Source organism: Microbacterium sp. LTA6 (genome assembly GCF_045690355.1).
Lineage (GTDB): Bacteria > Actinomycetota > Actinomycetes > Actinomycetales > Microbacteriaceae > Microbacterium.
The window spans coordinates 2,672,309-2,697,483 of the sequence record NZ_CP147855.1; the positions used below are offsets into that span (position 1 = coordinate 2,672,309).

A 25,175-nucleotide genomic window follows, 5' to 3' on the forward strand; every position below is an offset into this window, starting at 1 on the left:
CGTCCGGGCCTGGTGCCCGGGCGGCTCATTCCGTACTCAGCGCGCAGATTCCTCGATGTCTCGCAACCGCAGTTGGAGCGCGAGTACGAGTCGAAGGTCGGGGTCATCGATGTCGATGACTTCGGCGATGCGGCGCAGGCGATGCCGCAGCGTGTTCGGGTGCAGCATGAGGAGCTCCGCGGCGCGGGCGACGTCATAGTTCGCGCTGATCCACCGGCTCAGACTCTTGACGTAGTCGGTGCCGGTGGCGGCGTCGTGCGCGGTGAGCGTTCTGAGTGGTTCACCGCCGACGAGTTCGCTCTGGCCGACGGTGGCGTGGATCTCCATCAGGAGCAGCCCCGGTCCGAGGTTCTCGTGCAGACCGATCTCCCCGTGTCCTGGCATGTTCGCCACCACACGCCATGCGTGCGCGGCCTGCTTGGCACCGGTGGGGATGTCGGAGAGCCCCGCGAGGGTGGAACTCAGACCTGCGCGCCAGCCATCGCCGATGCTCTCCGTCGCCCGTGCGAGCACGGTCGCGACGATGGATTGCAGCACCGTGGCGTCAGCCACGGTCCCCGCCACAGCCATCGCGCGTCCCTCGAAAGCGCCGGCGGCCGCGGGGATCCGGTACGCCGAGAGACCGGTTCGCAGCAGATCGCCGACATAGGCGGCTGCCGTGTGCATCGAGACACCGGTGCGGCTGGTGCGCTGTTCGGGAATCCGATCGATGACGATCACCGTCGTCGCGCCGGATCGCTCCAGGCCGAAATGCTCCGCGATGCTCCCGGTCGCGCCGGAACCGCGGATCAACCATCCGAGTCTTTCGGTGCGCTGTCTCCGGTCCGCATCGGCGACGAGGTTGAACCGCGCCAGCTGCGCGGCCGCGCTCGGTGCTGCCTCGGCGAGCACCTCAGCGGCATCCTCGGAGAGGGGAGTCGATCCCTCGAGGACCCAGATGCTGCCCAGCGCCTCACCCCGGTCGCGCACGGCGATCGCCAGGCGCGGGCGGACTGTGGCGGTCGGAGGGCTGAGCACGGCCGTGACCGACCGGAGCACTGCGGCGTACTCCTCGGCATTCGTCGGGTCGTCCGGAACACGGCGACCGAGGATGCCATCGCGCCGTAGCCCGTCGACCTCCTGCCCGGGAATCGTCGAGTAGGCGAGCACGCGCATGGCCAGGTCTTCGATCGAGACGGCCCCGCCGGTGCGCAGCGCGATGTCGTTCGCGAGCCGGAAAAGATCGGCGGAGTGGCGGTTGTCGGCGTCGGAGATCGGGCCGGACATCGTCTTGATCGCGTCGATGAGCGTGTAGAGCCGACCCCAGGCGACGTCGGGCGCGGATTCGAGCACGGCCACTCCCGTGCGGCGGGCCGCCTGGCCCCAGGATGCGGCGTCGATCGCTCCGGTGCGAACGACGATGGCGGCCGCGCCCGCGCCCGCAGCCCAATCCATCAGCTCGACCGAGGGGCGGCCAGGAGCGAGCACGATCGAGTCGCCTCCGTGGTGCTCATTCGAGTCCGGATCGAGGATCACCGGATGCCCGGCACCCCGATCGCGCCCTCCCGGCAGTGCCAGAGGCCGGAGCACGGTCGTCCCCAGGGTGTCCAACAGGGTTCCCAGGGTGGTCGGTGAGGGCTCGGCGGTCATCATTCCAGGATGCCGTGTCTGGAGGGGGCTCGCCGACGCCGCGGGCGTGAAAGCCCCTGGGTGCCAGCCGGAATCCTTCACAACCGTTCGAGACCCCGCGGGGCGCCGACGATCACGGTGCCATCCGGCTGTCGCACGAACCGCATTCCGTCGACGCCGAAGGCGCCGAGGAGGACGTCGTCGCCATCGCGCCGCACCGAGGCCTGGCCGGCGCTGAACGTGCAGTCCGGGCCTGGCTCGATCCGACCGACGAGGTCGAGACCGATGCGGAACCTTCCATCTGGCTCGATGATCACGAGAGTGCCGAGCTCGGGGCTGAGATAGCTTCCGATCGGCGGAGCGGCGGAGGGATCCGGGGCGGCACAGCGCTCGAAGGTGAGATCACGGCCAGGGCGCATATCGATGCGGAGGCGAAGCCGGTCGTCGTCGATCAGCAGTTGGAGTCCTTCGTCCCGATCATCGCCGTACCACCAGCCGTCGTCGGCAAGTCGGAAATGTCCGCTCTGGAATCCCGACAGGGTCAGGGTGCCATCCGGCTGCGGTTGGGTGCGCACCGACTCATCGGCACCGCGCATGATCCACCATCCACCTGCGGGTGCAGCGGCATCACGACCATCGACGAGGGTGGGGTCGGTCGGCTCGGGAATCCCGGCGGCGTGGCGCGCGACCTTCGTCGCGATGACAGTGGGGCGCACGGCGGAGTGGTTGGCCAGCACGACGACGCCGAGGTCGCTGTCGGGAAGGTAGTACAGGTGCGAGCGGTACCCGGCGACGGCACCGGCGTGGCCGATCGCACGCTCGCCTCCGAGATCGGCGTGATAGATGCCGTAGGCGTAGGGCCCGACGCTTCCATCGGGAAAGGTCGGGGTGCTGTCTACGAGCGTGTCGCGGATGTCGTCTCCGAGAGCGTCACCGTCTCTCAGGAAGCGGAACCAGGCGCCGAGTTCGCTCAGGCTCGTGACCAGACCTCCATCGCCGACGGCGCACTCCTCGGAGTCCGCCCGCTGCAGGTGGTCGGCGACCGTCTCGTATCCGTACGCGAACTCCGAGAGCACTGCGCGACTGTCCTCGCGGAAGAGGGTGCGGTGCATGCCGAGCGGGGCGAAGATCCGTTCAGCGGCGAACTCGCCGAGGGTGCGACCGGTGACCCGGTGCACCAGCGAGGCGGCGAGGACATACCCCGTATTGGAGTAGTTGAAGGACGAGCCGGGGGTGAAGTTGAGGGTCGCAAGGCCGGCGACGAACTCCAGCGTCTGGTTCTGGGTGATCCGAGTGAGGGGACGCCCGGTGAGTTCGGTGAGTTGCAGCCATTCCGGCAGCCCGCCGGTGTGCTGCAGACACTGCGCGATCGTCACGGGCGTCGTCAGCCGCAGCTCCGGCAGGTGCGATCGGATGTCGTCTTCGAGGTCGATGAGTCCGTCACGGGCGAGGAGCAGCACAGCGGTCGCCGCGAACTGCTTGCTCATCGAGGCGATGTCGAAACGGGTGTCCTCGTCGATAGGGACGCCGAACTCGACCGATGCCAGTCCGGCCTCGGCGTGAGCGGTCAACGTCCCGCCGTGGTAGATCCCCACGGCGAGACCGGGGCCGGAGGGGTCTGCCGATAGTGCGACGAGCTGTGCAAGGAGTTGCGCGAGGGCCTCGTTGTCCATGACGGAAGTCTTGCGGTGGGGGTCTCCTCAGCCCTTGTCGGAACGGGCAAAGTGCACTCGTCGAGATTGGTCGTCTGCACGGCGCTGGGCGGTTGGGCGGGTCGGTTGAGCGCTCGGTTCAGGGGGCGTCGGTTCGCCAGACGGCACGCAGGACGTCGATCACGTCGTCGGGTTCGACCCCCGTCGAGACGGCATCGGCCACCAGATCCCGAATGCGCCGGATGACGGAGAGGGGGAGAACCGCCGCGGATTCTGCGACGCGGGTTCCGGCGGCCGTGCGACTGACGACGAGGCCGTCCTGCTCCAGCATCTTGTAGGCCTTCGCTGCGGTCCCGGCGGCGACACCGAGGTCGTTCGCCGTCTGACGCACGGTCGGCAGGCGCTCATTCGCGCCCAGCTGACCGGAGACGATGAGTCCGCGAAGCTGCCGATAGATGTCCATGGCCGGGCTTCCCTCCTCTGTCGAAGACAGGAGGGGACGCTCGGTCACAGCGCGGCCTCTGCGTCGGCCTGGACGTCGGTCTGGTCCGGTGAGGAAGGGGCGGCGAGCGTGCGACGCGGACGGATGGCGACGAGCAGGAGCAGCACGAATGCGGTGACCTCGAGGATCGGTGCGAACCAGCCGGCGGCGATGGCGAGTTCCGCGTACCGCCACGTCATGTCGTAGGGCGCACCCCCGTTCTGGCCCTCGATCACCAGCGTCGAGCCCGATCCGGCGCTTGCGATGAACCGCCACGCGCCGGTCAGTGCGAGCAGGATGCCGGCGGTCGCGACGCGTACGGCGCCGATGGCGACCTCGCGACGGGCGCCACGCTCGGCGGCGACGGTCTCGGGCCGGATGTAGGGGCGCTCCGCGTTGCGCTGGAGCACCGCCCAGGTCGCGAAGGAGAGAGCGGCGAGGCAGATCAGCACCGGAACACCGTAGGCCCAGCCATAGAACCACGGGCGGATCGGGTCGATCGCCGCTTCGTTGGGCACCGGGATCTCCAGCCAGATGTATCGGCCTTGATCATCAGCCGATGACGACAGTCCCGCGGCGATGGTCGTCGCCGCCAGGGCGAGCGGTGCGAGACACACGCCGATGAGGCCTGGTCGCGGGCTGAAACTCGTCCAGGTGCGACGGGATGCGGGCACGACGGGGACCTCAGGCTGCGTCGTTCCTCGAATCGCGACCATTCCCAAGATCACGACCATGCCGACGAATGCTGAGAAGACGGGAGTGGCGTATCGCCACCACGCAACCTGGTCGGCCATGGCGAGCACGTATCCGCGAACGATGTTCTCCACCGCGAAGAGGAGGGCCACGGCGATCGCGATGATGCGAAGGGCGCGCTGCTCGGGCACGTATCTCGCCGTGACCGATTGGGCTACGGGAAGGGGGATCAGGACGGTGGCACGACCCTCGTACCTCTGTCGAGCAGTGAAGAGGAGGATGCCCCCGGCGATGATCACGGCGATCACCAAGGAGAACAGGGGGAGCGACAAGGCCGCACCGACGAGTTCCATCGGGCCGAACATGAAAGTGCTTCTCTGCGGCATTGTCGTCTCCGATCGATGAGTTGTGTCATATGTTTATCACAACTTGTATCACGATGGAGATACAAAGGCCGGCGCAGGATCCTCGCATCCAGGCCAACTACCCTGGATAGCAACATGGCACATCTTCTCGGGGCCGAAGGCCTCCATCTCGAGTACCCGACCAGGGTCGTCTTCGACTCCGTCACCGTTGGAATCGAAGAGGGGGATCGCATCGGCATCGTCGGCCGCAACGGCGACGGAAAATCGAGCCTCCTCGGCATGCTGGCCGGTCTCAAGCAGCCGAACGCGGGACGCGTCACGGTCCGCAAGGGAACGACCATCGGTGTGCTCGATCAGGCAGACACCCTCGACGATGCGCTCACCGTCGCAGAGTCGGTGGTCGGCGACACGCCTGAATACGAATGGGCGGGGGATGCTCGCACCCGGGATGTCATCGAGGGCCTCCTGAAGGATCTCGCCTGGGATGCTCCGGTCCTCTCCCTCAGTGGTGGTCAGCGCCGCCGTGTCTCGCTCGCCAAGCTCCTCACCGGCGACTGGGATGTCATCGCCCTCGACGAGCCCACCAACCACCTCGACGTCGAAGCCATCACCTGGCTCGCCGGGCACCTCAAGAAGCGCTGGGCCGCGAACTCCGGTGCGCTCATGGTCGTGACCCACGACCGCTGGTTCCTCGACGAGATCTGCACCGAGACGTGGGAGGTGCACGACCGCATCGTCGAGCCTTTCGAGGGCGGGTATGCGGCGTACATCCTGCAGCGCGTCGAGCGCGACCGGATGTCCGCGGCCACCGAGGCCAAACGGCAGAACCTGGCCAAGAAGGAACTCGCTTGGCTGCGCCGCGGCGCCCCCGCGCGCACCGCGAAGCCGAAGTTCCGCATCGACGCGGCCAACGAGCTCATCGCCGATGTTCCGGAGATCCGCGACAAGGTCTCGCTGCAGTCTCTCGCCGTCTCGCGACTCGGCAAGGACGTGGTCGACCTCCTCGATGTCAGCGTGACCTTCCCGGCGACGGAATCCGCGCCGTCGCGCGCAGTGCTCCGCGACGTGGAATGGCGCATCGCGCCGGGCGAGCGCACCGGCATCCTCGGGGTCAACGGCGCCGGCAAGTCCACCCTGCTCGGCCTGATCTCGGGAACCGTCGCCCCCACGGCGGGGCGGGTCAAACGCGGCACGACGGTGAAGGTGAAGACCCTCACGCAGCGCCTCGACGAGCTCACCGAGGTGTGGAAGGAGCCGGTGCGCGTCGTCATCTCGCGGCTGCGCACCTCGTACACCCTCGGCGCCGGATCGAAGGCGCAGGACCTCACGCCAGGGCAGCTCCTGGAACGGCTCGGCTTCGACTCGGCGCAGCTGTCGACGCCGGTGAAGGACCTCTCGGGTGGCCAGCAGCGCCGCCTGCAGCTGCTCCTGGTGCTGCTCGACCAGCCCAACGTGCTGATCCTCGACGAGCCGACCAACGACCTCGACACCGACATGCTCGCCGCGATCGAGGACCTCCTCGATTCGTGGTCGGGCACCCTCATCGTCGTGTCCCACGACCGGTACTTCCTGGAACGCGTCACCGACCAGCAGTACGCGATCCTGGGAGGGCACCTGCGTCACCTGCCCGGTGGCGTGGACGAGTACCTCCGGCTGCGCACGCTGGAGCGGGATGCCAAGCCCTCTGCGGTCGCGACCGCATCGGCATCCGCAAGCCTCGACGGTGCAGCGCTCCGCACGGCGCAGAAGGAGATCGCGTCCCTCGAGCGGCGCATCCAGAAGCTGACACAGCAGGTGAATGCGGCGAAGCAGGCCCTCGCCGAGCACGACCAGGGCGATTATGAGGGTCTCGGCACGAAGATGAAGGCCATCAGTGCGCAGCAGGCCGAGATCGAGGAGCTGGAGCTGCGCTGGTTCGAGCTCACCGAGCAGCTCGACTGATCGCTCGACGCTGTGACGCTCTGTGACAGCTCGATTCCGCGCGCGTGAGGTACCCCGCTTAGCGTTGCGGAGTCCCCCCACGAGAGGAACCCGAAAGTCATGTCCCGTCGCTCCACATCCATCATCGCCGCGCTCGCCGCGGTCCCGCTTTTCATCGCGCTGTCCGGCTGCGCCACGGCGACGTCCGGCGCCGGTTCAGACGGCGCAGACGCTCCGGCTGACGAGACCGTGAAGATCGGTGTCGTCGGCAAGGGTGAGCCGCAGTGGGAAGCGTTCGTCGACGCGGCCGCCGATGAGGGAATCACGGTCGAGCTCGTCGACTTCGGCTCCTACGAGCAGCCGAACCCGGCGCTCGCCGAGGGTGAACTCGACCTGAACCAGTTCCAGCACATCGTGTACCTCGCGGGCTACAACGTCGCTTCGGGCAAGGACCTCACGGTCATCGGCTCGACAGCGATCTTCCCGCTGGGGCTGTACTCGAAGAAGTACGACGACGTGAAGAGCATCCCCAAGGGTGAGACGGTCGTCGTTCCGGACGATGCCACGAACCAGGCGCGCGCACTGCTCGTCCTTCAGTCGGCCGGCCTCGTCGAGCTCAAGAGCGGCGGAACGATCTTCTCCGACCTTGCGGATGTCGACACCGCGAAGTCGAAGGTCCAGGTGACCGCGCTCGAAGCGGCGCTCATCCCCACCTCGCTGCCGGATGTCGCCGCGGCGATCATCAACAACGACTTCGTGACCGATGCCGGGCTCACCTTCGACGACGCCATCGCCCAGGATGACCCGGAAGACTCCAACGCGCTGCCGTACGTGAACATCTTCGCGGCCCGCGCAGAGGACGCCGACAACAAGACGTATCTGAAGCTGGTGGAGATCTTCCAGACCGACGAGGCTGTGCAGGCGGGACTCGCGGAATCCTCCGGCAACACCAACGTCTCGCTGCAGACTCCGGTCAAGGACCTCGTCGCCTCGTTGAAGAAGGTCGAGAAGGACACCGAGGCTCAGAAGGGCTGAGACCCTTCGTTCAGCCGAAATGCGAGAGAATCGGGCGGCGCACATCGCGTCGCCCGATTCGCCGTATCCATCGATCAACACCGGAGATCCCATGCCGATCGTGAGCCTGACGAACGTCTCGAAGGCGTATCCGTCGTCCGACAGAGGCGCCGGCGACGTCGTCGCCGTCGACGATGTGACACTCAGTATCGACAAGGGCGATGTCTACGGCATCATCGGCTACTCGGGCGCGGGCAAGTCGACCCTGGTGCGGCTGATCAACGCGCTCGAACCCGCCACCGGCGGGACCATCACGGTGGACGGCGTCGACATCACCGCGCTGGACGAGCGCGAACTGCGCCGCGTCCGCGGCGGGATCGGGATGATCTTCCAGCAGTTCAACCTGTTCTCCGCGAAGAGCGTGAAGGCGAACATCGCCTACCCGCTGAAGCTCGCCGGCTGGTCGAAGGCAGACATCGAGGCCCGCGTCGCCGAGCTGCTGTCGTTCGTCGGGCTCAGCGACAAGGCGAAGGCCTACCCCGAGCAGCTCTCCGGCGGGCAGAAGCAGCGCGTCGGCATCGCCAGGGCGCTCGCGACGGGACCGGCCATCCTGCTGGCCGACGAGGCCACCAGCGCACTGGATCCGCAGACGACCCACGAGGTCCTCGACCTCCTCAAGCGCGTCAACCAGGAGCAGGGCGTCACCATCGTCATCATCACGCATGAGATGGACGTCATCCAGACGATCGCTACGAAGGTCGCCGTCATGGAGGCCGGACGCGTCATCGAGCAGGGCGACGTGTTCGATGTGTTCTCCGCCCCGCAGAACCCGGCATCGCAACGCTTCGTCGGCACTGTCGTCAAGGGCATCCCGTCGCCCTCCGAGCTGTCCGTGCTGCGCGAGCGGCACACCGGCCGCCTGGTGACGTTCTCCTTCCGTGACGGCAGCACCTCACAGGCCAGGGTCTTCCTGGATCTCGCGCAGGAGGGCCTCGAGTTCGAGCTCGTCTTCGGCGGCATCAACGACATCCGCGGTCGGGCCTTCGGGCACCTGACGCTGGCCATCCGCGGCGATGCGGCGGCGATCGACCGGGCCTTGGAGGTCATCGGTCAGCGCGTCGAAGTGACCGAGATCTCGCGAGAGGAGGCCCGCTGATGGATCGCCTGAACGAACTCTGGCCCCAGTTCTGGGTCGCCGCACTCGAGACGCTGTACATGACGTCGATCGCCCTCGTCTTCGGCGGCATCCTCGGTCTCGTCTGGGGGGTCGTGCTCTACGTCACCCGTAGCGGCGGAATCCTCCCGAATCGGCCGGCGAACATCGTGATGAACACGATCATCAACTTCTTCAGACCGATTCCGTTCGTCATCTTCATCGCCGCGGTCTCCCAGCCGCTCGCGCGTGCCGTCATCGGGGTGGGTATCGGCACCAACGCCGGTGCGTTCGCCATCGGGCTGGCCGCATCCTTCGCGATCGCACGCATCGTCGAACAGCACCTCGTCTCGGTGTCGCCCGGCGTCATCGAGGCGGCGCGCGCGATGGGGGCCGGCCCCTGGCGCATCCTCTTCACCGTCGCGATCCCCGAAGCGCTCGGGCCGCTCATCCTCGGCTACACCTTCATCATCGTGGCGCTGATCGACATGACGGCGATGGCCGGCCTCATCGGCGGCGGCGGTCTCGGTGCCTTCGCCCAGATCTACGGCTTCCGACAGTTCGAACCTGTGGTGATGTGGGCGGCCATCGTGCTCATCGTCGTGTTCGTGCACCTCGTGCAGCTGCTCGGCAACAGGCTGGCGCGCAAGATCATGCGGCGCTGACTTCTTCGAGAACTCAGCGAGCCGGCGCGTCCTGCAGCGTCAGCCGCGTCGTGAACACGCGATCCTCACCGCTCAGCGGATCGACGAACCGCAGCTCGCGGGCGAGCAGCTGCAGCGGCCGGTCGAAGTCGTCCGGCGTCTCCGGAAGCAGGGTCGGATAGAAGCCGTCATTCAGGATGCCGAGACCGAGGGCTGCCAGGTGCACGCGGAGCTGGTGCATCTTGCCGCTGTGCGGTCGGAGCAGCGTGCGCACGACCCGATCATCGTCGCCGAGCAGCTCGATGAGCGTCTCGGAGTTCGGTTCGCGCTCGTCGTCGACCTCGACGCAGACCTGTCCCCGGAGCTTGACGATGTGGTTCCGATAGACGAGCGGGAATCGGGATCCGTCCCAGTCCAGCGGCCGAGCCGACACCGCTTCGTAGACCTTCTCCACGCGACGGTTCTCGAACAGCAGCTGATACGCGCCACGGGTCTCGGGCCGCGTGGCGAACATCAGGAGTCCGGCCGTCGCGCGGTCGAGCCGGTGCATCGGGGCGAGGTCCGGGATGCCGAGGGCGATGCGCAATCGCACCAGCGCCGAGTTCTGCAGATACCTGCCACCGGGCGTCGTCGGCAGGAAGTGCGGCTTGTCGACGACCACCAGATTCTCGTCCTGATGGAGCACCTCCACCTCGAACGGGATGCGCTTCTCCTCGGGCGGTTCGCGGTAGTACCAGATGAACTCTTCGGCGCCCAGGGGCGCGTCGCGGCGCACCGCACTGCCGTCGCGGGCGACGATCTCGCCGTCGTCGAAACGAGCCAGCAGAGCCTCGGGATCGAGGTGGAAGAACCGCTCGACCATGTAGTCCGACACCGTCTCCCATGGACCGTCGAGCGGCACGTGCAGACGCGTGGCGCCGACGCCATTGCGCACGGGAAGCGGGGAGAGCATGGCCATTCGCACCAGCCTAGACGGCTTGGGTGAAGCGCGATCGATACTGGTGAGGCGACAGCCCGATCCGATCGCGGAAGTGCTTGCGCAGCGACGCCGACGTTGCGAAGCCCGAGCGGGCGGCGACATCATCGACGAGGAGGTCGCTGGTCTCGAGGAGTTCGCGCGCGCGATCGACCCTGGCGTCGGCGAACCAGTCGCCGACGGTGCGGCCGGTCTCGGCTCGGAAGCGCCGGGTCAGGGTTCGTACGCTCATTCCGAACCGGTCGGCGACGGCATTCAGCACGAGCGGCTCGTCGATCCGGGACATCAGCCAGTTCTGGATGTCGCTGGCGGAGCCGCTGTTCGGCGGCGCGATGGTCGGCCGCGCGATGAACTGACGCTGCCCGCCTCCGCGGTGGGGAGCTGCGAGGGTGATCTGCGAGACGGTCGCAGCGACCGCGGCGCCGTGATCGCGCGCGATCAGATGCATCGTCGCGTCGACCGCTGCCGAGGCGCCTGCGGCGGTCAGTATCGTGCCGGTGTCGACGAACAGCTCGTCTGGCCGCAGGCGCACCTGGGGGAAGCGCTTTGCGAAGTCGGCGGAGGCGTGCCAGTGGGTGGTCGCCTCCTTGCCGTCCAGGAGACCGGAGGCCGCGACCGTGAATGCGCCGGTGCAATAGCTGACCACGCGTCGTTCGGCGAACTCCGAGAGGCCGATCGGGTCACCGGAGGTCTCAGCGGCGCTCCACGGCGGAACGATGATGGTGTCGGCGGTCGCGAGTGCGCTCCGATCCGCCGACGGAGTGATCGAGAAATCGGCGTTGGTCTGCACCGGTCCGCCATCCAGGCTGCAGGTCGTGACCGAGTACAGCGGCTTCCCGTCGCGACGAGCGGCGCGGAAGAAACGAGAGGGGATGCCCAGCTCGTACGGGTAGACGCCGGGAAGAGCGACGATCACGACTCGATGCATGGCTATATCGTGACACATATTGTCTTTATGGCCACTGTTGGGCCGTCGGATGACACGACAGGCTGGATGCTGCGGCCGGATCGGCCGCTCGAATGAAAGGCAGACCACGTGCGTTCAGTGAAGTACTCCGGTGCGGGACCCGCTTCGGAGGTCATCTCGATCACCGATATCGCCATCCCGACCCCCGGTCCTGGCGAGGTCGTCGTCAAGGTCGGCGCGGCCGGGCTCAATCCGGTCGACGTGAAGATCCGCGCGGCGGCCACCGATTTCGGACCGATCAAGTATTCCGATCGACCGGGTTGGGACGTGGCCGGCGTCGTCGCGACGGTCGCGCCGGATGTGAGCGCGTGGTCACCCGGCGATCGGGTATTCGCTCTCGCTGCATTCCCGGCCGCCGCGCACACGCTGGCCGAGTACGCGGTGGTCGCAGCGGGCGACCTCGCTGCCGCCCCGGACGCGTGGACGATCGCCCAGGCCGGCGCTGCACCGCTCGCTGCGCTGACCGCGTGGCAGGCGCTGGAGGCCGCCGCCGTCGGCGCGGGGCAGCGGGTGCTCGTGCTCGGCGGTGCCGGGGGAGTGGGGCACCTGGCGATCCAGCTGGCGAAGGCCAGGGGGGCCGAGGTGACGGCCACGGCCAGCGCGGCGAAGCACCAACTCCTGCGCAGCTGGGGTGCGGACCACGTCGTCGACTATCGGGACGAGCACGCTCTCGCCTCGCTGACCGGCGTCGACGCGGTGATCGTCACCGTGGACGGCACGCTGCCCCCGCGCGGCACGGTCACCGAGGGAACCGCTGTCATCACCATCACCGGTCTCTCCGCGGACGACAGCGCCCTGCTCGCCGAATGGGGCGCTGCGCCGGTCGAACGGATCCTCGTCGCAGCGTCCGGCGGGCAGCTGGCTGAGATCGCCGCGCTCGCGGATGCCGGAGAGGTCGAGGTGCACCTGGACTCGGAGTTCGGTCTCGATGAGCTCGTCGCGGCGCAGGAGCGCGTCGAGTCGGGGAGGGTGACCGGAAAGGTCGTCGTAGTCATCGATCGCGACGCGTGATCGCAGCTCGGGGGCCGGGCGGGTCGGCCCCCGACGGCGGTCTCAGGCGTCGAAGCTCAGGCTGAGCTTGCGCAGCAGGCCGGCCAGCCGGTCCCGATCACTGCGGGACAGCGCTTGGAGAAGGTCGGACTCGACATCGACGAGACGCGTGATCGCGGCATCCACCCTGGTGCGTCCGTCATCGGTGAGTGTCACCAGGATGCTGCGACCGTCGACCGGGTCGGCCTCGCGGTGCACGAAACGACGGCCGACCAGGCGGTCGATGCGGTTCGTCATGGTGCCGCTGGAGACGAGGGTCTGCTGCATCAGCTGCTTCGGAGACAGCTGGAAAGGAGCACCGGCTCGGCGCAACGCGGAGAGCACGTCCCACTCCCACGGCTCCAGGTCGCTGCGGCGGAAGACGTCACGACGGGCGCGGTCGAGGTGGCGGGAGAGCCGATCCATCCGCGACAGGACCTCGAGCGGTGAGAAGTCGAGATCGGGCCGCTGGGTGTTCCATGCGCCGACGATCCGATCGACTTCGTCCGCTGCGCTCATCTCTCCATTATCGCGTGTGCGCCGGTTTCGGCGGGGACATCGAGTGCACCGGCGACAGCGTCATGAACGTGCTGTGCGGGTCCGGCAGATACCGTCCGAACGCCGCACACTCGACGAACCCGGCGCCCGCGTATAGCGTCCGGGCGGGAATGAAGAAGTCGTCGCTGCCGGTTTCGAGCGAGAGCCGTCGGATGCCGCGTCGCGCCGCGTCGTCGATCAGGAACGTCAGCATCATTCTGCCGAGTCCGCGACCGCGCATCCCTGGGTCGGTGCGCATCGACTTCAACTCTTCATGATCGTCATCCACGGTTGCCAGCGCCCCTGAGGCGACGGCCCGATCGTCCTCGAAGGCGGCGAAGAGCCGGACGCCCGGTGCGAGCAGCCGCTCGAACGGCAGCGCATGGCAGCTCTCCGGCGGTGCGGTGCCCACGAGTTCCGCGTGATGCGCGGTGATGAACTCGGAGACGGCTGGGACGGGCGTTTCGACCCGCTCGATGGTGATGGTCATGATCACCAGCATCCCAGTTCCGTATTTCGGTCTGATGACGCGACCGCTTCTCGCACCGTTCCCGCAGGCAGTGCGCCGAGGTCATGGCAGACTTGTCAGGCGGACCTCTCGTGAGGGCCGTGGTCCGCCGTGGTGTAATGGCAGCACGACAGCCTTTGGAGCTGTTAGGTCTAGGTTCGAATCCTGGCGGCGGAGCATGACTGGGAACAATCTCGCGATCATCGTCCTCGCCGCAGGCCAAGGCACTCGCATGCGATCGCGGCTGCCGAAGGTGCTGCACCCGATCGGTGGTCGCCCGCTCGTCGGGCATGTGCTCACCACGGCCGCCCGGCTCGGCGCCGATCACATCGAGGTCGTGGTGCGTCACGAGCGCGACCAGGTCGTGGCGGTTCTGAGCGAGTCGTATCCGGACGCCGTCTTCATCGACCAGGACGACATCCCCGGCACCGGTCGCGCCGTGCAGGTCGCCGTCGACGCCCTGCCTGCCGAGTTCGACGGTGATGTGCTCGTGCTCTCCGGAGACTGCCCGCTCGCCGACGTCGACGCGCTCTCGGAGTTCCTCGCGGCCCACCGCGACGCGGGCGCCCCGGCGACGCTGATGACCGCCGTGGTGGACGACCCCGCAGGCTACGGGCGCGTCATCCGCGATCTCGACGGCGATGTCGACCGGATCGTCGAGCAGAAGGACGCCACGGTCGAAGAAGCCGCGGTGAACGAGATCAACGCCGGTATGTACGTGTTCCGCGCCGAGACGCTGCGCCGGTACCTTCCCCAGGTCGGCGTCGACAACGCGCAGGGGGAGATGTACCTCACGGATGTCCCCGGACTGCTCCGCCGCGACGGAGACCGCGTCGCGGCATCCGTCGTCTCCGATGTCACCGTCACCTACGGCGTCAACGACCGCGCGCAGCTCGCCGAAGTGGGGCGCCTCCTGAACGCCCGCATCGTGCGCCGCTGGCAGGTCGCCGGCGTCACCGTCATCGATCCGGCCACCACCTGGATCGACGACGACGCGACGCTCGCGCCCGACGTCACGATCCTGCCGAACACGCAGATCCTCCGGGCGACCACGATCGCCGAAGGCGCCATCATCGGCCCCGACACGACTCTCGTCGACTGCGAGGTCGGGGAGGACGCGATCGTTCGCCGCACCGACGCCACGCTGGCCGTGATCGGCGCCGAGGCCACGGTCGGGCCGTTCTCGTTCCTGCGCCCAGGCACCGTCCTCGGCGCGAAGGGCAAGATCGGCGCCTACGTCGAGACCAAGAACGCCGAGATCGGCGAGGGCAGCAAGGTGCCGCACCTGTCGTACGTGGGCGACGCGACGATCGGCCGCGGCGTGAACCTCGGCGCGAGCACGATCACCGCGAACTACGACGACGTGAACAAGCACCGCACCGAGATCGGCGACGAGGTGCACACCGGGTCGCACACAGTGCTGGTCGCTCCCGTTAGGCTTGGGGCTGGTGCGAAGACAGCTGCCGGCGCCGTCGTCCGCAAGGATGTCCCTGCCGGCGCTCTGGCCATGAGCGTCGCTCCTCAGCGCAACATCGAGGGGTGGGTCGAGAAGAACAGGGCAGGAACGGGCGCAGCGGACGCTGCGGCTCGGGAACAAACGGCGGAATAGGCGGACCATGGCGCGCAAGAAGAAGACGGTCGATCTGGATCGCGACAACGGCATCGCGCCGGGACTCGTGGCCAAGACGAAGAAGCGGCTGGTCGTCGCCGGTGGCCGTTCCCACCCCGCGCTCTCCGCAGCCGTCGCTGCGGATCTCGGTACCGAGCTCGCTCCGACCGAGCACCGCACCTTCGCCTCCGGCGAGATCTACGCCCGCTTCGAGGTGTCGATCCGCGGCTGCGACCTGTTCCTCATCCAGACGTTCGGCGAACCGGTCAACGAATGGCTGATGGAGACGCTGATCATGATCGATGCCGCCAAGCGCGCGTCGGCGAAGCGCATCACCGTGGTCGCCCCGTACTACCCGTATTCGCGTCAGGACAAGAAGGGCCGCGGTCGAGAGCCGATCAGCGCCCGCCTCGTCGCCGATCTTCTCAAGACCGCCGGCGCCGACCGTGTCATGAGCGTCGACCTGCACGCCGCCCAGATCCAGGGCTTCTTCGACGGCCCCGTCGACCACCTGTTCGCGAAGCCGGTGCTGCTCGAGCACTTCAAGCGCACGCTGAGCCCTGAAGATCGCGAGATCCTCACGGTCGTCTCGCCCGACATGGGCCGGGTGCGCGTCGCCGACACATGGTCGGACAGCCTGGGGGCGCCGCTGGCGATCATCCACAAGCGCCGCGACCCGCGCGTCGCCAACCAGGTCTCCGTGCATGAGATCGTCGGCACGGTCGAAGGCCGCACCTGCCTGCTCGTCGATGACATGATCGACACCGGCGGCACGATCGTCAAGGCTGCACAAGCGCTCAAGGCCGCAGGTGCACACCGGGTCATCGTCGCCGCGACCCACGCGATCTTCAGCGATCCGGCCAGCGAACGGCTGCAGGACGCGTCGATCGACGAGGTGGTCGTCACCGATACGATCCCGCTCACCGAATCCCGCCGCTGGGACAAGCTCACGATCCTGCCGATCGCACCGCTGCTCGCTCGCGCCATCCACGAGGTCTTCGAGGACGGTTCCGTCACGAGCATGTTCGGCGGCGACGCGTAACAGTCGGACTCGGCACAGCCCGCGCATAGGTCTGCTTTCTATCGTCGTAAAATCGACATCCCATCGAAAGACACTCAGCCGGGAGGGCCATCATGATCCGCACGACCGTACCGACTTCCGTCCGCAAGGGCGCAGCGCTCGCCGGCATCGCAGGACTTCTCGTCCTCGCGGGCTGCTCGGCTCCCGCTGACGCAGAGGGCAACACCGACACGGCCACGAGCCCGGAGTCCGCGACCAGCTCCGCACCGTCCGACGATGCGGCGACCGGTTCCGCATACAAGGACGGAACGTACACCGCCGAAGGCTCTTACCAGACCCCCGAGACCGTCGAGAAGGTCTCGGTGACCCTGACGTTGGCGGAAGGCGTCGTCACCGACGTCGAGGTGACCGGCGACCCGCAGGCGCCGGAGACCAAGCAGTTCCAGGGACAGTTCATCGACGGCATCGCCGACGTCGTCACCGGTGTGCCGCTCGATGAACTGAAGGTCGACAAAGTGGCCGGCTCGTCGCTGACCAGCGGCGGCTTCAACCAGGCGCTGGAGACGATCAAGGAAGAGGCCGCGGCCTAGGCCCCATGGTCGTCTGGCGATTCGAGGCGATCGGCACGCGCTGGGAGATCGATTCGAGCGCGGAGCTCCCCGCGGATGCCCGCGCCGCCGTCACCGCCACCATCGATCGTTTCGATCGTGAGTGGTCACGGTTCCGTGCGGACTCGCTCGTCACCCGGCTGAGCGTCGATGGAGGGTCGCTCACTGCCGCGGATGCCGGGGCGATGCTCGACGCCTATCGCGAGCTCTCCGAGGCGACTGCGGGTGCCGTGAATCCGCTGGTCGGAGAGAGTCTCAACGCTCTCGGCTACGACGCCGATTACACGCTGGTGCCGCGAGAGCCACGCGCAGCCCCGACCGACTGGATGCAGCGGCTCGACTGGTCCACGGACCGGGCGACGCTCTCCGCGCCGGCCCTCATCGACGTCGGAGCTCTCGGCAAGGGGCGTCTCGTCGATCGGGTGATGGAGGTTCTCGAGCCGGTCAGCGGAGACCTCGTCGTCGACGGCGGAGGTGACCTCCGGGTGCGGGGAGCGGCGGTGCGCGTCGGGCTGGAGCATCCGTACGACGCGACCAAGGCCATCGGGGTCGTGACACTGCGGGACGCGGCGCTCTGCGCGTCGGCCGTCAATCGACGAGCCTGGGGCGACGGACTGCACCATGTGCTCGATGCCCGGACGGGCGTTCCGGTGCGCACATGGGCGGCGACCTGGGCGATCGCTCGCGATGCGATGTCGGCGGATGCCGTGGCGACGGCGCTGTTCTTCGACGGAGGGCCGGAGCTCGCCGCGTCCTGGGGCATCGAGTGGGTGCGCATGGCGACCGACGGTCGTGTGGAGCGCTCGCCCGGATGCCCAGCCGAGCTGTTCATCGCCACCGACCGGACACGCCCCGCACCGCCGAAGTAGGGAAGAGTAGAAGTCGTGATCACCTCATTCACCGCCGCGCGGCAGCGCGTTCTCGCCGTCCTCGGTGGCATCTCGATGTACCGGCTCGTGCTGTTCTCGCTGCTGACGCTCGCGGCGCTCGCTCTGGTGCTCTCGTTCTTCGATCTGGTCGCACCGGATCCCCTGGCGCTGGTGGCGTCCTTCGGCGTTCTGGCCGTCGTGATCTCCGTGGTCGATGCGGTAGTCCAGCGACTGCTCCGCCTGCCCTGGCGCATCGAGTCCTCGTTGGTGACCGCGCTCATCCTCCTCTTCGTGCTCCAGCCGGGGCTGACGCCGGCTGCCCTCGGCGGACTCGCGCTCGCCGGTGCCCTCGCCAGCATCTCGAAGTACGTGATCGCGTGGCGCGGTCGACACATCCTCAACCCGGCCGCGTTCGGCGCGGCCATCGTCACGATCGCCGGGCTCGGGACGTTCTCGGCGTGGTGGGTGGGCACTCCGGCGCTCGCGGCTCCCGTGCTGCTGCTCGGTCTCGTCGTGCTCTGGCGCACCGAGAAGGTGCGCGTCATCCTGGTGTTCCTGCTCATCGCCGTCGGCGTCTCGGTCGTGCGGCAGAGCATCCTCGCGCAGCAGAACGATCTGGACTTCGACGCCCTCCAGGCGCTGTCGCTGGCCGTGCTGCAGTCGCCGTACCTGTTCCTCGGGGCATTCATGCTGTCGGAGCCGCTGACGATGCCGCCGCGGCGGTGGCAGCAATTCTCCGTCGCCGCCCTGGTCGGGGTCCTGGCGGGCTGGCCGATCATGATCGCCGACCTGTTCTCACTCGGACAGGAACGTGCGCTGCTCGTCGGCAACCTGCTCGCCTTCGCCTTCGCCGTGCGCGGTTCGGTGCGGCTGACGCTCGAGAAGCGCGAGTTCGTCACCCCGACCGCGCAGGAGCTGACGTTCCGTGCACGAGGCCGTCTGAAGTTCCTCCCTGGGCAGTACCTCGAGCTGGATGTGCCGCACCGCCGGCCGGACGCGCGGGGGACCCGTCGTGAGTTCAGCATCGTCTCGGCGCCCGGTGACCTGCCGACGCTGCGCATCGCCTACAAGGACGGCGGCCAGAAGCATCCGTCCAGTTACAAGCGGGCCCTCGCGGCTGCAGAGCCGGGAGCGACGCTCGCGGTGACCGGCACCTGGGGAGACTTCATCCTGCCGCGATCGGAGGCCCCGGTTCTGATGGTCGCCGCCGGCATCGGCGTCACGCCGTTCGTGTCGCAGCTTCGGCAGCTGCAGTTGTCGGGGCTGACCCGTGATGTGGTGCTCGTGTACGTGGCGTCCGAGGCCAGCGAACTCGCCTTCCGCGACGAGCTCGCGGCGACCGGAGCCCGAGTCATCGTCTTCACCAGAGACCAGCCGGCAGATCTGCCGACGCACTGGTCATGGGCGCGCGGAGTGCGCCTGGACGCCGAGGGGCTCGAGCGCGTCGTTCCCGACATCGGGAGCCGGCACGCGTACATCTCCGGCCCGCCGCGCCTGATCGCCGATCTCGCCCCCGCCCTGCAGAAGGCCCACAGCCTGACGACCGACGCCTTCGCCGGATACTGAGGCGAGGCGGTCACTTCGCCCGTTTGCCCGGTACCAGTTGCATGACCAACAAACGGATGCAGGACGAAACGCCGTGAGTCGGTCATGCAGCCGTGAATCGATCATGCAAGTTGATCGCGGCACTCTTCCTCCACAGGTCGGCGTTCGGCCCGGATTCGTCCACAACGACAGAATCCCGGCATGCGGTGCGTGCTCGTCGGCCAAGATCGACGGATGCTGCAAGCCTCACAATTGATCGCGCACCAGGGCGGCGTCGCCCGAGGCGCGCGCCTTCAGCAGTTCGGACTGAGCAGAAGGATGCTGTCGAGCGCCGTTGGCGACGGTTCCGTCCTCCGAGTGCGGCCGGGCGTCTTCGCCGTTCCATCCGCGAACCCTGACGTGATCTGTGCCGCGGCGCACGGGGGATCCGTGACCTGTACGACGGCGTTGCGGATGCACGAGGTCTGGGCCTTGGCGGACGACGAGTGCCTTCATGTCTGGGTCGGCACCAGCGGTCGGGTTCATCACGCCGAGTGCGCCTGCGTGACTCACTACTTCGAGGGGCGAACGCTGCTCGGCGTCGCGCCTTTGGAGGATGCGCTTGTGCACGTTTATCACTGCGCCGGCGAGGAGGCGTTCTTCGCCGCGTTGGAATCGGCGTTGAAGAAGCGAAAGTTCGGCGCCGGCATTCGTGAGCGACTGCGCGAACGCCTTCCGGTCGGTGCGCGATGGCTCGTCGACTTCGCGAGACGCGATGCCGACAGTGGGCTGGAATCGCTGTTGCGCCTGCGCCTTCACTTGCTGGGCATCCGTCTGGATTGTCAGGTGGAGATCCCGACGGTCGGCAGAGCTGATTTCGTCATCGACGGGATGCTCATCCTCGAGGCGGATGGGATGGAGAACCACGATGGGTCATCGCGCCGCCACAAAGACCTCCGACGCGACGCTGCGGCATCCGTACTCGGGTACGAGACCCTCCGATTCGACTACGCGCTCATCATTCATGACTGGCCGGTTGTCGAAGCGGCGATTATCGCCGCGATCTCGCGGCTGCGTGCTCGAGTCTGATCATCTGGGGATAGGTCTGCCGAGGCTCGCCGTCAGTCCAGGCGTGCGACTTGCATGACCGACGAACGGATGCAGGACGAAACGCCGCCGGATGCGCGGCCCCGCGTGATCTGATCCTGCAAGTCGCCCGCGCGGGCGTCAGTCGTTCGGCGCATCCTTCGACGGGTTCACCGGGATGCGCACCGTGAAGCTCGTGCTGCCTGGCTTGCTGTCGACGGAGATGAAGCCGCGGTGCCCTTCGACGATCGCCTTCGCGATCGCGAGCCCCAACCCGGTACCGCCGGTCTGACGCGCACGGGAGCTGTCACCGCGGGCGAACCGGGCGAACAGTTCCTCGCGCACGCCGGGGTCGATACCCGGGCCGTTGTCGTGCACGGTCAATACGGCCGCATCGTCTTCGCGGGCGACGCTGAGCGTGATCTCGGTGCCCGCAGGTGTGTGCGTGCGGGCGTTCGCGAGCAGGTTCGCCACGACCTGATGCATGCGACCGGCGTCACCGACGATCACGACCGGCTCGTCGGGCACGTCGACGCTCCATCGATGATCCGGCGCCGTCGGGCGAGCGTCGGCGAGTCCCTCCAGCGCCAGCTGGGTGAGGTCGACGGTGCCATAGACGAGCTCGCGCCCTTCGTCGAGGCGTGCGAGCAGCAGGAGGTCCTCGACGAGGCGCGTCATCCGCAGCGACTGCGCCTGGATGCGCTCGAGCGCAGTGTGCGTGTTCTCGGGCAGCGTGGAGTCGCGCAGCGACAGCTCGGAGTAGCCGCGGATCGAGGCCAGCGGGGTGCGCAGCTCATGGCTGGCATCGGCGACGAATCGTCGCATCCGCTCCTCGTTCTTCTGTCGCGCGGCCAGCGACGTGTTCACATGGTCGAGCAGCTTGTTGAGGGATGCTCCGACGAGTCCGGTCTCGGTTCGCGGATCGGCTTCGGATGCCGGTACTCGCTCGGTGATGGTGACCTCGCCGCGGTCGAGCGGCTGGTTCGCCACCCGGGTGGCGGTCGTCGCGACGGCGCGCAAGGGGCGGAGTCCGACCCTGATGGTGACCGCCGTGGTCAGCGCCAGCAGGATGAGACCGCCGATGGTCGCGAGCGCGATGACGGTGAGCAGTGTCGTGAGTTGCTTCTGGATCTCGTCACGGGGAAGGCCGGTGACGATCACCGCGCCGGAATCCGTCGGCGTGACGGCGATGCGGTACGAGCCGATGTCGTCGATCGTGACCGTCGCGTTGAGTCCGCCGTCGAGGGCATCGTTGATCTGATTCAGCTGCGTCGCGGTGAGATCCTTGGCGCTTCCGCTGAGATCGCCGCCGCCGTTGTCGAGAACGACTCCGGTGGTGCCGGTCAGCTGGCTGGAGACCGCGAAGAGAAGACCGGGCACGGTCGCCCCCTTCCCGAGCAGCACGTTCTGGGCCGTCACGCCGGGGAGTGGCTCCTGATCGACCCAGTGCGCGAGCTGCGCCTGGTAACCACCGAGGCGCTCGTCGAGCTGATTCTCCATGGTGCTCCCCAGCGTCGCGCTGGTGATGACGGCCACGATCACGAGGATGAGGGACACGAACCCGATCACGGCGGTCATCAGCCGTGTCTGCAGGCTCATCGGCCGCGCCATCCCCGGGGTGCTCACTGCGGCGCCTTGATCATGTACCCGACGCCACGGACGGTGTGCAGCAGCGGGGCGCGCCCGGCGTCGATCTTCTTGCGCAGGTAGGAGATGTACAGCTCGACGACGGATGACTTGCCGCCGAAGTCGTAGCTCCACACCCGGTCGAGGATCTGCGCCTTCGACAGCACCCTGCGCTCGTTGCGCATCAGGTAGCGCAGCAACTCGAACTCGGTGGCGGTGAGCGCGATCTCCGCGCCGTCACGCACCACTTCGTGGCTGTCCTCGTTGAGGGTGAGGTCGGCGACCCGGAGGATCGACTGACCGTCGTCGGCGGTGGCGTGACCGGTGCGGCGGATGATGGCGCGAAGCCGGGCGATCACCTCTTCCAGGCTGAACGGCTTGGTGACGTAGTCGTCGCCCCCGGCGGTGAGTCCGGCGACCCGGTCTCCCACGGCATCCTTCGCGGTGAGGAACAGGACCGGCACGAGGTTCCCGGACTCTCGGAGCCGCTTCAGCACCGACATCCCGTCCAGGTCCGGCATCATGATGTCGAGCACGAGCGCGTCGGGTTCGAACTCCCGCGCGACCTGGAGCGCTTCGAGACCCGACGACGCCGTACGAACCTCCCAGCCCTCCATCCGCAGCGCCATCGCGAGCAGATCGGTGAGCATCTGCTCGTCGTCGACGGCGAGGATGCGCAGGGGGGAGCCATCGGGACGGTGGAGGTCGGGCAGATCGTGGGTCATGAGACCATTCTGAGGAGTTCTCTATGGGGTTTCTATGGAACCAGCTGTGTGCCGTCTGTGAATGATGGCCGCGACGGTCGCAGTGTCGGGGGTCGCCCCTACCGTGTCCTACATGACTGAACAACGACTCATCGAGCGACCGGAGAGCGCGGAGGAAGTCGCCGCCCTCGTCCGGCGCGCACAACAGGATTCACGCATGATCACCGTGGTTTCGGGTGGGCACGGGCCCTGGTCCCACGTCGACAACGCAGAAGACATGCGCCTCGAGCTCGGCGCACTGGCGGACATCCGCATCGACGGCACGCGGGTGAGCATCGGCGGCGGCGCCACCTGGGGCGCCGTCGCCAGCACGCTCGGCGAAGCGGGGCTGGCGATCAGTTCGGGAGACACTTCCTCTGTGGGGGTCGGCGGTCTCACCCTCGGGGGCGGTATCGGCTGGATGGTCAGGGCCTGGGGTCTCGCCGTCGATCAGCTCGTCGGCGCGCAGGTCGTGACAGCGGCAGGAGAGATCGTCGACGTGGATGCCGACACGCACCCTGACCTGTTCTGGGCGCTCCGCGGCGGTGGTGGAAACTTCGGCATTGTCACGAGATTCGATTTCGAGGCCCACCGACTGCCCGGAATCGTGTTCGGGGAGTACACCTTCTCCGAAGATTCCACGAGCGTGCTGCGCGCCCTCCGCGAGATTCTCCGGAACGCGCCGCGAGAGCTGACGGTGACGTTCATGGACGTGCCGGCGATGGATCCCAGCGCTCCGGCGGGCGCGAGCGTGCACGCCGTGTGGGCGGGTGGCGACGTAGACGCGCTGCGCGCCGTCATGGCGCCGGTCGCGGCGCTCGACGGCGTCACCGAGAAGCTCACGACTCCCGCATACCGAGACATCCTGATGGAGATGCCCGCGCCGGAGGGCGGCGCCGAAGCGGCGGGCCCTCCCGGGTTCATCGGCGGCAATGGTCTGTTCGCAGAACTGGACGACGAGACGATCGACCGTCTGGTCCGGTTCCGGGCGGCCCACCCTGCATCGATCATCTTCCTTCGCTCGCTCGGCGGAGCATTCGGAGACGTCGCCCAGGATGCCACGGCCTTCCCGGCGCGCACCGCGACCTGGTTCGTCATGGCCGGGGCATTCGACATCCCGGGTCTTGTCGATGATGACGCGCGCGCCTCGATACGCGCCGAATGGCAGGAGATCGAGCGGAACCGTCTGGCCGAGTATGGGAATTTCGCGGACTCCGAGCGCCCGGATGCGGTACCTGGCATGTTCGCGGAGGCCGCGTATGCGCGCTTGCGCGACGTGAAGGCGCAGTGGGATCCGAAGAACCTGTTCCGGCGCAACCACAACATCGCCGTCTGACGCGTTCCGCTCAGCCGATGCGGTCGGCGGGGAGTGCGAGGAAGTCGGTGGAGTCCTGCAGGAGCAGCCGATCGGACAGTTCCCCGATCGGTCCGTCGAGGTGCCCGTTCGCGCGCACGCTGAGCCGCTTCGGGCCGCCGAGCGCGTGATAGACGGCGAACTGTCCTCGTGGGTCGACGGCAGGGTCGAGGACTGCTGCACCCACAAGCACCGGGATGCGCAGACGGCGCGCGGCGATGGCCGCGTCGAAGTAGTCGAGTACCGGGCGCACTTCGGGGTGCGCGCGAACATGCAGGCGCACGGCCTCCCCGCTTCCGGTGCAATGCCGGCTGAGGCGGATCGTGTGGTCTCCGAAGCTGGGAACGTCGAGCGTGGCCCGTCGGAAGCGAGTGTCCCAGGGAAGGGCCATCGCCCCGATACCGCCGCCGAAACTCCCGCCGCTGAAGTCGAGGATGTCGGCAGCGCCGGGGGCGGCATCCAGCAGGACGGTCGCTGCCCGCCAGATGTCTGCCGCGGCGAAACGATGGGAGTACGTGTCGCGGTGCGCGATTCCAGCCAGCACGTGTTCGTCGGGGACCGCCGGAAAACGGCTGGTCGTTCCCGCGTGAGTTCCGGGTGCGCAAGGGAAGATCGCCGCGGTGTCACGGGGGACCCGGTCGGGGTCGGGGGCGGTTCGGCCGCCGTAGCCGTGACCGACCACGAGCCCACGACGGATGGTCGATCGGGCGTGCGGCACCATCAGGTAGGCCACGGCCTGCTCGCCCGCTGACGAGTGGAATCGGATCTCACTCCGTCGATGGGTCGTGGTGGGTTCGAGCTCGCGCTCGAGCTGCCACGCGACCGGTCCAGTGCCGAACTCGGCGAACGTCTTCTGCCAGAACTCGTCGAAGTCCGCGGGTTCCTCAGGGGGCGCAGCGGGGGTCAACAGCGCGCTGAGAGAGTACTCGGTCAGTTCCTCGGGGGGATTCTGGGTCACCGCTGGGGTCCTCTCGGATGGGTGTCTGCTCGAGGTTACTTCGCAGCCGCGATCCGAAACGCGGATCCATTGACATCTTCGCATACAGATTGCAGTATGTGCATCATGGATTCAATATCGAACGCAGAAGCCAATGACGGCCCGCTGCTGTGGAGTCGTCGATCAGTGCTGCGCATGTTGGTGATCGCCGGGGTGCTCCCACCGGTGCTCGGCACTCACGCAGAAATGGC

Annotated in this window: 23 protein-coding genes and 1 tRNA gene; 13 read left to right on the top strand and 11 right to left on the bottom strand. The window is 67.7% G+C overall.

What is annotated here, in order from left to right; all coding sequences use genetic code 11:
* Nucleotides 1-36 precede the first annotated feature (36 nt).
* The 4 genes from LTA6_RS12570 to LTA6_RS12585 all read right to left on the bottom strand — a co-directional run bounded on the left by LTA6_RS12570 (nucleotide 37) and on the right by LTA6_RS12585 (nucleotide 4,799).
* Nucleotides 37-1,629 carry a PucR family transcriptional regulator gene (locus LTA6_RS12570; protein ID WP_407357982.1) on the bottom strand — a complete coding sequence of 531 codons (1,593 nt, stop codon included), beginning with the start codon at nucleotides 1,627-1,629 and terminating at the stop codon, nucleotides 37-39.
* Nucleotides 1,630-1,706: 77 nt separating this feature from the next.
* Nucleotides 1,707-3,281 (bottom strand): serine hydrolase domain-containing protein, encoded by a 1,575-nt coding sequence (locus tag LTA6_RS12575; RefSeq protein ID WP_407357983.1) that lies wholly within the window; start codon nucleotides 3,279-3,281, stop codon nucleotides 1,707-1,709.
* 118 nt (nucleotides 3,282-3,399) lie between these two features.
* Nucleotides 3,400-3,771 (bottom strand): GntR family transcriptional regulator, encoded by a 372-nt coding sequence (locus tag LTA6_RS12580; protein WP_363547989.1) that lies wholly within the window; start codon nucleotides 3,769-3,771, stop codon nucleotides 3,400-3,402.
* Nucleotides 3,768-4,799: a hypothetical protein gene (locus LTA6_RS12585; protein WP_407357984.1), complete on the bottom strand. Its 1,032-nt coding sequence runs from the start codon at nucleotides 4,797-4,799 to the stop codon at nucleotides 3,768-3,770. Before LTA6_RS12585 ends, LTA6_RS12580 begins: the two co-directional genes overlap by 4 nt.
* Before the next feature lie 135 nt (nucleotides 4,800-4,934).
* Between LTA6_RS12585 and LTA6_RS12590 the strand changes: the two genes are divergently transcribed.
* From LTA6_RS12590 to LTA6_RS12605, 4 genes are all read left to right on the top strand, one after another.
* Nucleotides 4,935-6,740, top strand: coding sequence for an ABC-F family ATP-binding cassette domain-containing protein (locus tag LTA6_RS12590; RefSeq protein ID WP_407357985.1), 1,806 nt, complete (start codon nucleotides 4,935-4,937; stop codon nucleotides 6,738-6,740).
* Between the two features lie 99 nt (nucleotides 6,741-6,839).
* A complete protein-coding gene (locus tag LTA6_RS12595; RefSeq protein WP_341974100.1) occupies nucleotides 6,840-7,754 on the top strand; it encodes a MetQ/NlpA family ABC transporter substrate-binding protein in 915 nt (304 codons plus the stop codon).
* 91 nt (nucleotides 7,755-7,845) lie between these two features.
* Nucleotides 7,846-8,889, top strand: coding sequence for a methionine ABC transporter ATP-binding protein (locus LTA6_RS12600; RefSeq protein ID WP_407357986.1), 1,044 nt, complete (start codon nucleotides 7,846-7,848; stop codon nucleotides 8,887-8,889).
* On the top strand, nucleotides 8,889-9,551 hold the full coding sequence (locus tag LTA6_RS12605; RefSeq protein ID WP_341974102.1) for a methionine ABC transporter permease: 663 nt from the start codon (nucleotides 8,889-8,891) through the stop codon (nucleotides 9,549-9,551). The genes LTA6_RS12600 and LTA6_RS12605 overlap by 1 nt, the downstream gene beginning before the upstream one ends.
* A gap of 13 nt (nucleotides 9,552-9,564) precedes the next feature.
* On the opposite strand, the gene LTA6_RS12610 is transcribed toward LTA6_RS12605, so the two are convergent.
* Complete coding sequence (locus LTA6_RS12610; RefSeq protein WP_407359276.1) at nucleotides 9,565-10,482, bottom strand: pseudouridine synthase; 918 nt, start codon at nucleotides 10,480-10,482, stop codon at nucleotides 9,565-9,567.
* Nucleotides 10,483-10,498: 16 nt separating this feature from the next.
* Nucleotides 10,499-11,434 (bottom strand): helix-turn-helix domain-containing protein, encoded by a 936-nt coding sequence (locus LTA6_RS12615; protein WP_341974103.1) that lies wholly within the window; start codon nucleotides 11,432-11,434, stop codon nucleotides 10,499-10,501.
* 108 nt (nucleotides 11,435-11,542) lie between these two features.
* On the opposite strand from LTA6_RS12615, the gene LTA6_RS12620 reads away from it, so the two are divergent.
* Nucleotides 11,543-12,484 (top strand): NADP-dependent oxidoreductase, encoded by a 942-nt coding sequence (locus LTA6_RS12620; protein ID WP_407357987.1) that lies wholly within the window; start codon nucleotides 11,543-11,545, stop codon nucleotides 12,482-12,484.
* A gap of 42 nt (nucleotides 12,485-12,526) precedes the next feature.
* On the opposite strand, the gene LTA6_RS12625 is transcribed toward LTA6_RS12620, so the two are convergent.
* Both LTA6_RS12625 and LTA6_RS12630 read right to left on the bottom strand, forming a co-directional pair.
* The gene (locus LTA6_RS12625; RefSeq protein ID WP_341974105.1) at nucleotides 12,527-13,021 is read right to left on the bottom strand and encodes a MarR family transcriptional regulator; all 495 of its coding nucleotides are present in this window, start codon (nucleotides 13,019-13,021) and stop codon (nucleotides 12,527-12,529) included.
* A gap of 7 nt (nucleotides 13,022-13,028) precedes the next feature.
* A complete protein-coding gene (locus LTA6_RS12630; protein WP_341974106.1) occupies nucleotides 13,029-13,529 on the bottom strand; it encodes a GNAT family N-acetyltransferase in 501 nt (166 codons plus the stop codon).
* 123 nt (nucleotides 13,530-13,652) lie between these two features.
* On the opposite strand from LTA6_RS12630, the gene LTA6_RS12635 reads away from it, so the two are divergent.
* The 7 genes from LTA6_RS12635 to LTA6_RS12665 all read left to right on the top strand — a co-directional run bounded on the left by LTA6_RS12635 (nucleotide 13,653) and on the right by LTA6_RS12665 (nucleotide 20,267).
* Nucleotides 13,653-13,724 (top strand) — tRNA-Gln (locus LTA6_RS12635).
* A 1-nt stretch (nucleotide 13,725) separates the two neighbouring features.
* On the top strand, nucleotides 13,726-15,156 hold the full coding sequence (glmU, locus tag LTA6_RS12640; protein WP_407357988.1) for a bifunctional UDP-N-acetylglucosamine diphosphorylase/glucosamine-1-phosphate N-acetyltransferase GlmU: 1,431 nt from the start codon (nucleotides 13,726-13,728) through the stop codon (nucleotides 15,154-15,156).
* Nucleotides 15,157-15,163: 7 nt separating this feature from the next.
* Nucleotides 15,164-16,198: a ribose-phosphate diphosphokinase gene (locus LTA6_RS12645; RefSeq protein ID WP_341974108.1), complete on the top strand. Its 1,035-nt coding sequence runs from the start codon at nucleotides 15,164-15,166 to the stop codon at nucleotides 16,196-16,198.
* A 92-nt stretch (nucleotides 16,199-16,290) separates the two neighbouring features.
* Nucleotides 16,291-16,767: a hypothetical protein gene (locus tag LTA6_RS12650; protein WP_407357989.1), complete on the top strand. Its 477-nt coding sequence runs from the start codon at nucleotides 16,291-16,293 to the stop codon at nucleotides 16,765-16,767.
* Nucleotides 16,768-16,772: 5 nt separating this feature from the next.
* The gene (locus LTA6_RS12655; protein ID WP_407357990.1) at nucleotides 16,773-17,654 is read left to right on the top strand and encodes an FAD:protein FMN transferase; all 882 of its coding nucleotides are present in this window, start codon (nucleotides 16,773-16,775) and stop codon (nucleotides 17,652-17,654) included.
* 15 nt (nucleotides 17,655-17,669) lie between these two features.
* Nucleotides 17,670-19,220, top strand: a complete 1,551-nt coding sequence (locus LTA6_RS12660; protein ID WP_407357991.1) for an FAD-dependent oxidoreductase — start codon at nucleotides 17,670-17,672, stop codon at nucleotides 19,218-19,220.
* A 180-nt stretch (nucleotides 19,221-19,400) separates the two neighbouring features.
* Nucleotides 19,401-20,267: a type IV toxin-antitoxin system AbiEi family antitoxin domain-containing protein gene (locus LTA6_RS12665; RefSeq protein ID WP_407357992.1), complete on the top strand. Its 867-nt coding sequence runs from the start codon at nucleotides 19,401-19,403 to the stop codon at nucleotides 20,265-20,267.
* 138 nt (nucleotides 20,268-20,405) lie between these two features.
* Here the strand turns inward: LTA6_RS12665 and LTA6_RS12670 are convergent, their stop codons facing one another.
* Nucleotides 20,406-21,863 (bottom strand): sensor histidine kinase, encoded by a 1,458-nt coding sequence (locus LTA6_RS12670; protein ID WP_407359277.1) that lies wholly within the window; start codon nucleotides 21,861-21,863, stop codon nucleotides 20,406-20,408.
* Between the two features lie 23 nt (nucleotides 21,864-21,886).
* Entirely contained in the window at nucleotides 21,887-22,615 is a 729-nt protein-coding gene (locus tag LTA6_RS12675) for a response regulator transcription factor (protein WP_341974115.1), read from the bottom strand.
* A 112-nt stretch (nucleotides 22,616-22,727) separates the two neighbouring features.
* Here LTA6_RS12675 and LTA6_RS12680 point away from each other — a divergent pair, with 112 nt between their 5' ends.
* Nucleotides 22,728-23,969 carry an FAD-binding oxidoreductase gene (locus tag LTA6_RS12680; RefSeq protein WP_407357993.1) on the top strand — a complete coding sequence of 414 codons (1,242 nt, stop codon included), beginning with the start codon at nucleotides 22,728-22,730 and terminating at the stop codon, nucleotides 23,967-23,969.
* Between the two features lie 10 nt (nucleotides 23,970-23,979).
* Here LTA6_RS12680 and LTA6_RS12685 read toward each other — a convergent pair whose 3' ends face one another.
* Entirely contained in the window at nucleotides 23,980-24,945 is a 966-nt protein-coding gene (locus LTA6_RS12685; protein ID WP_407357994.1) for an acetylxylan esterase, read from the bottom strand.
* Nucleotides 24,946-25,175: the final 230 nt, after the last annotated feature.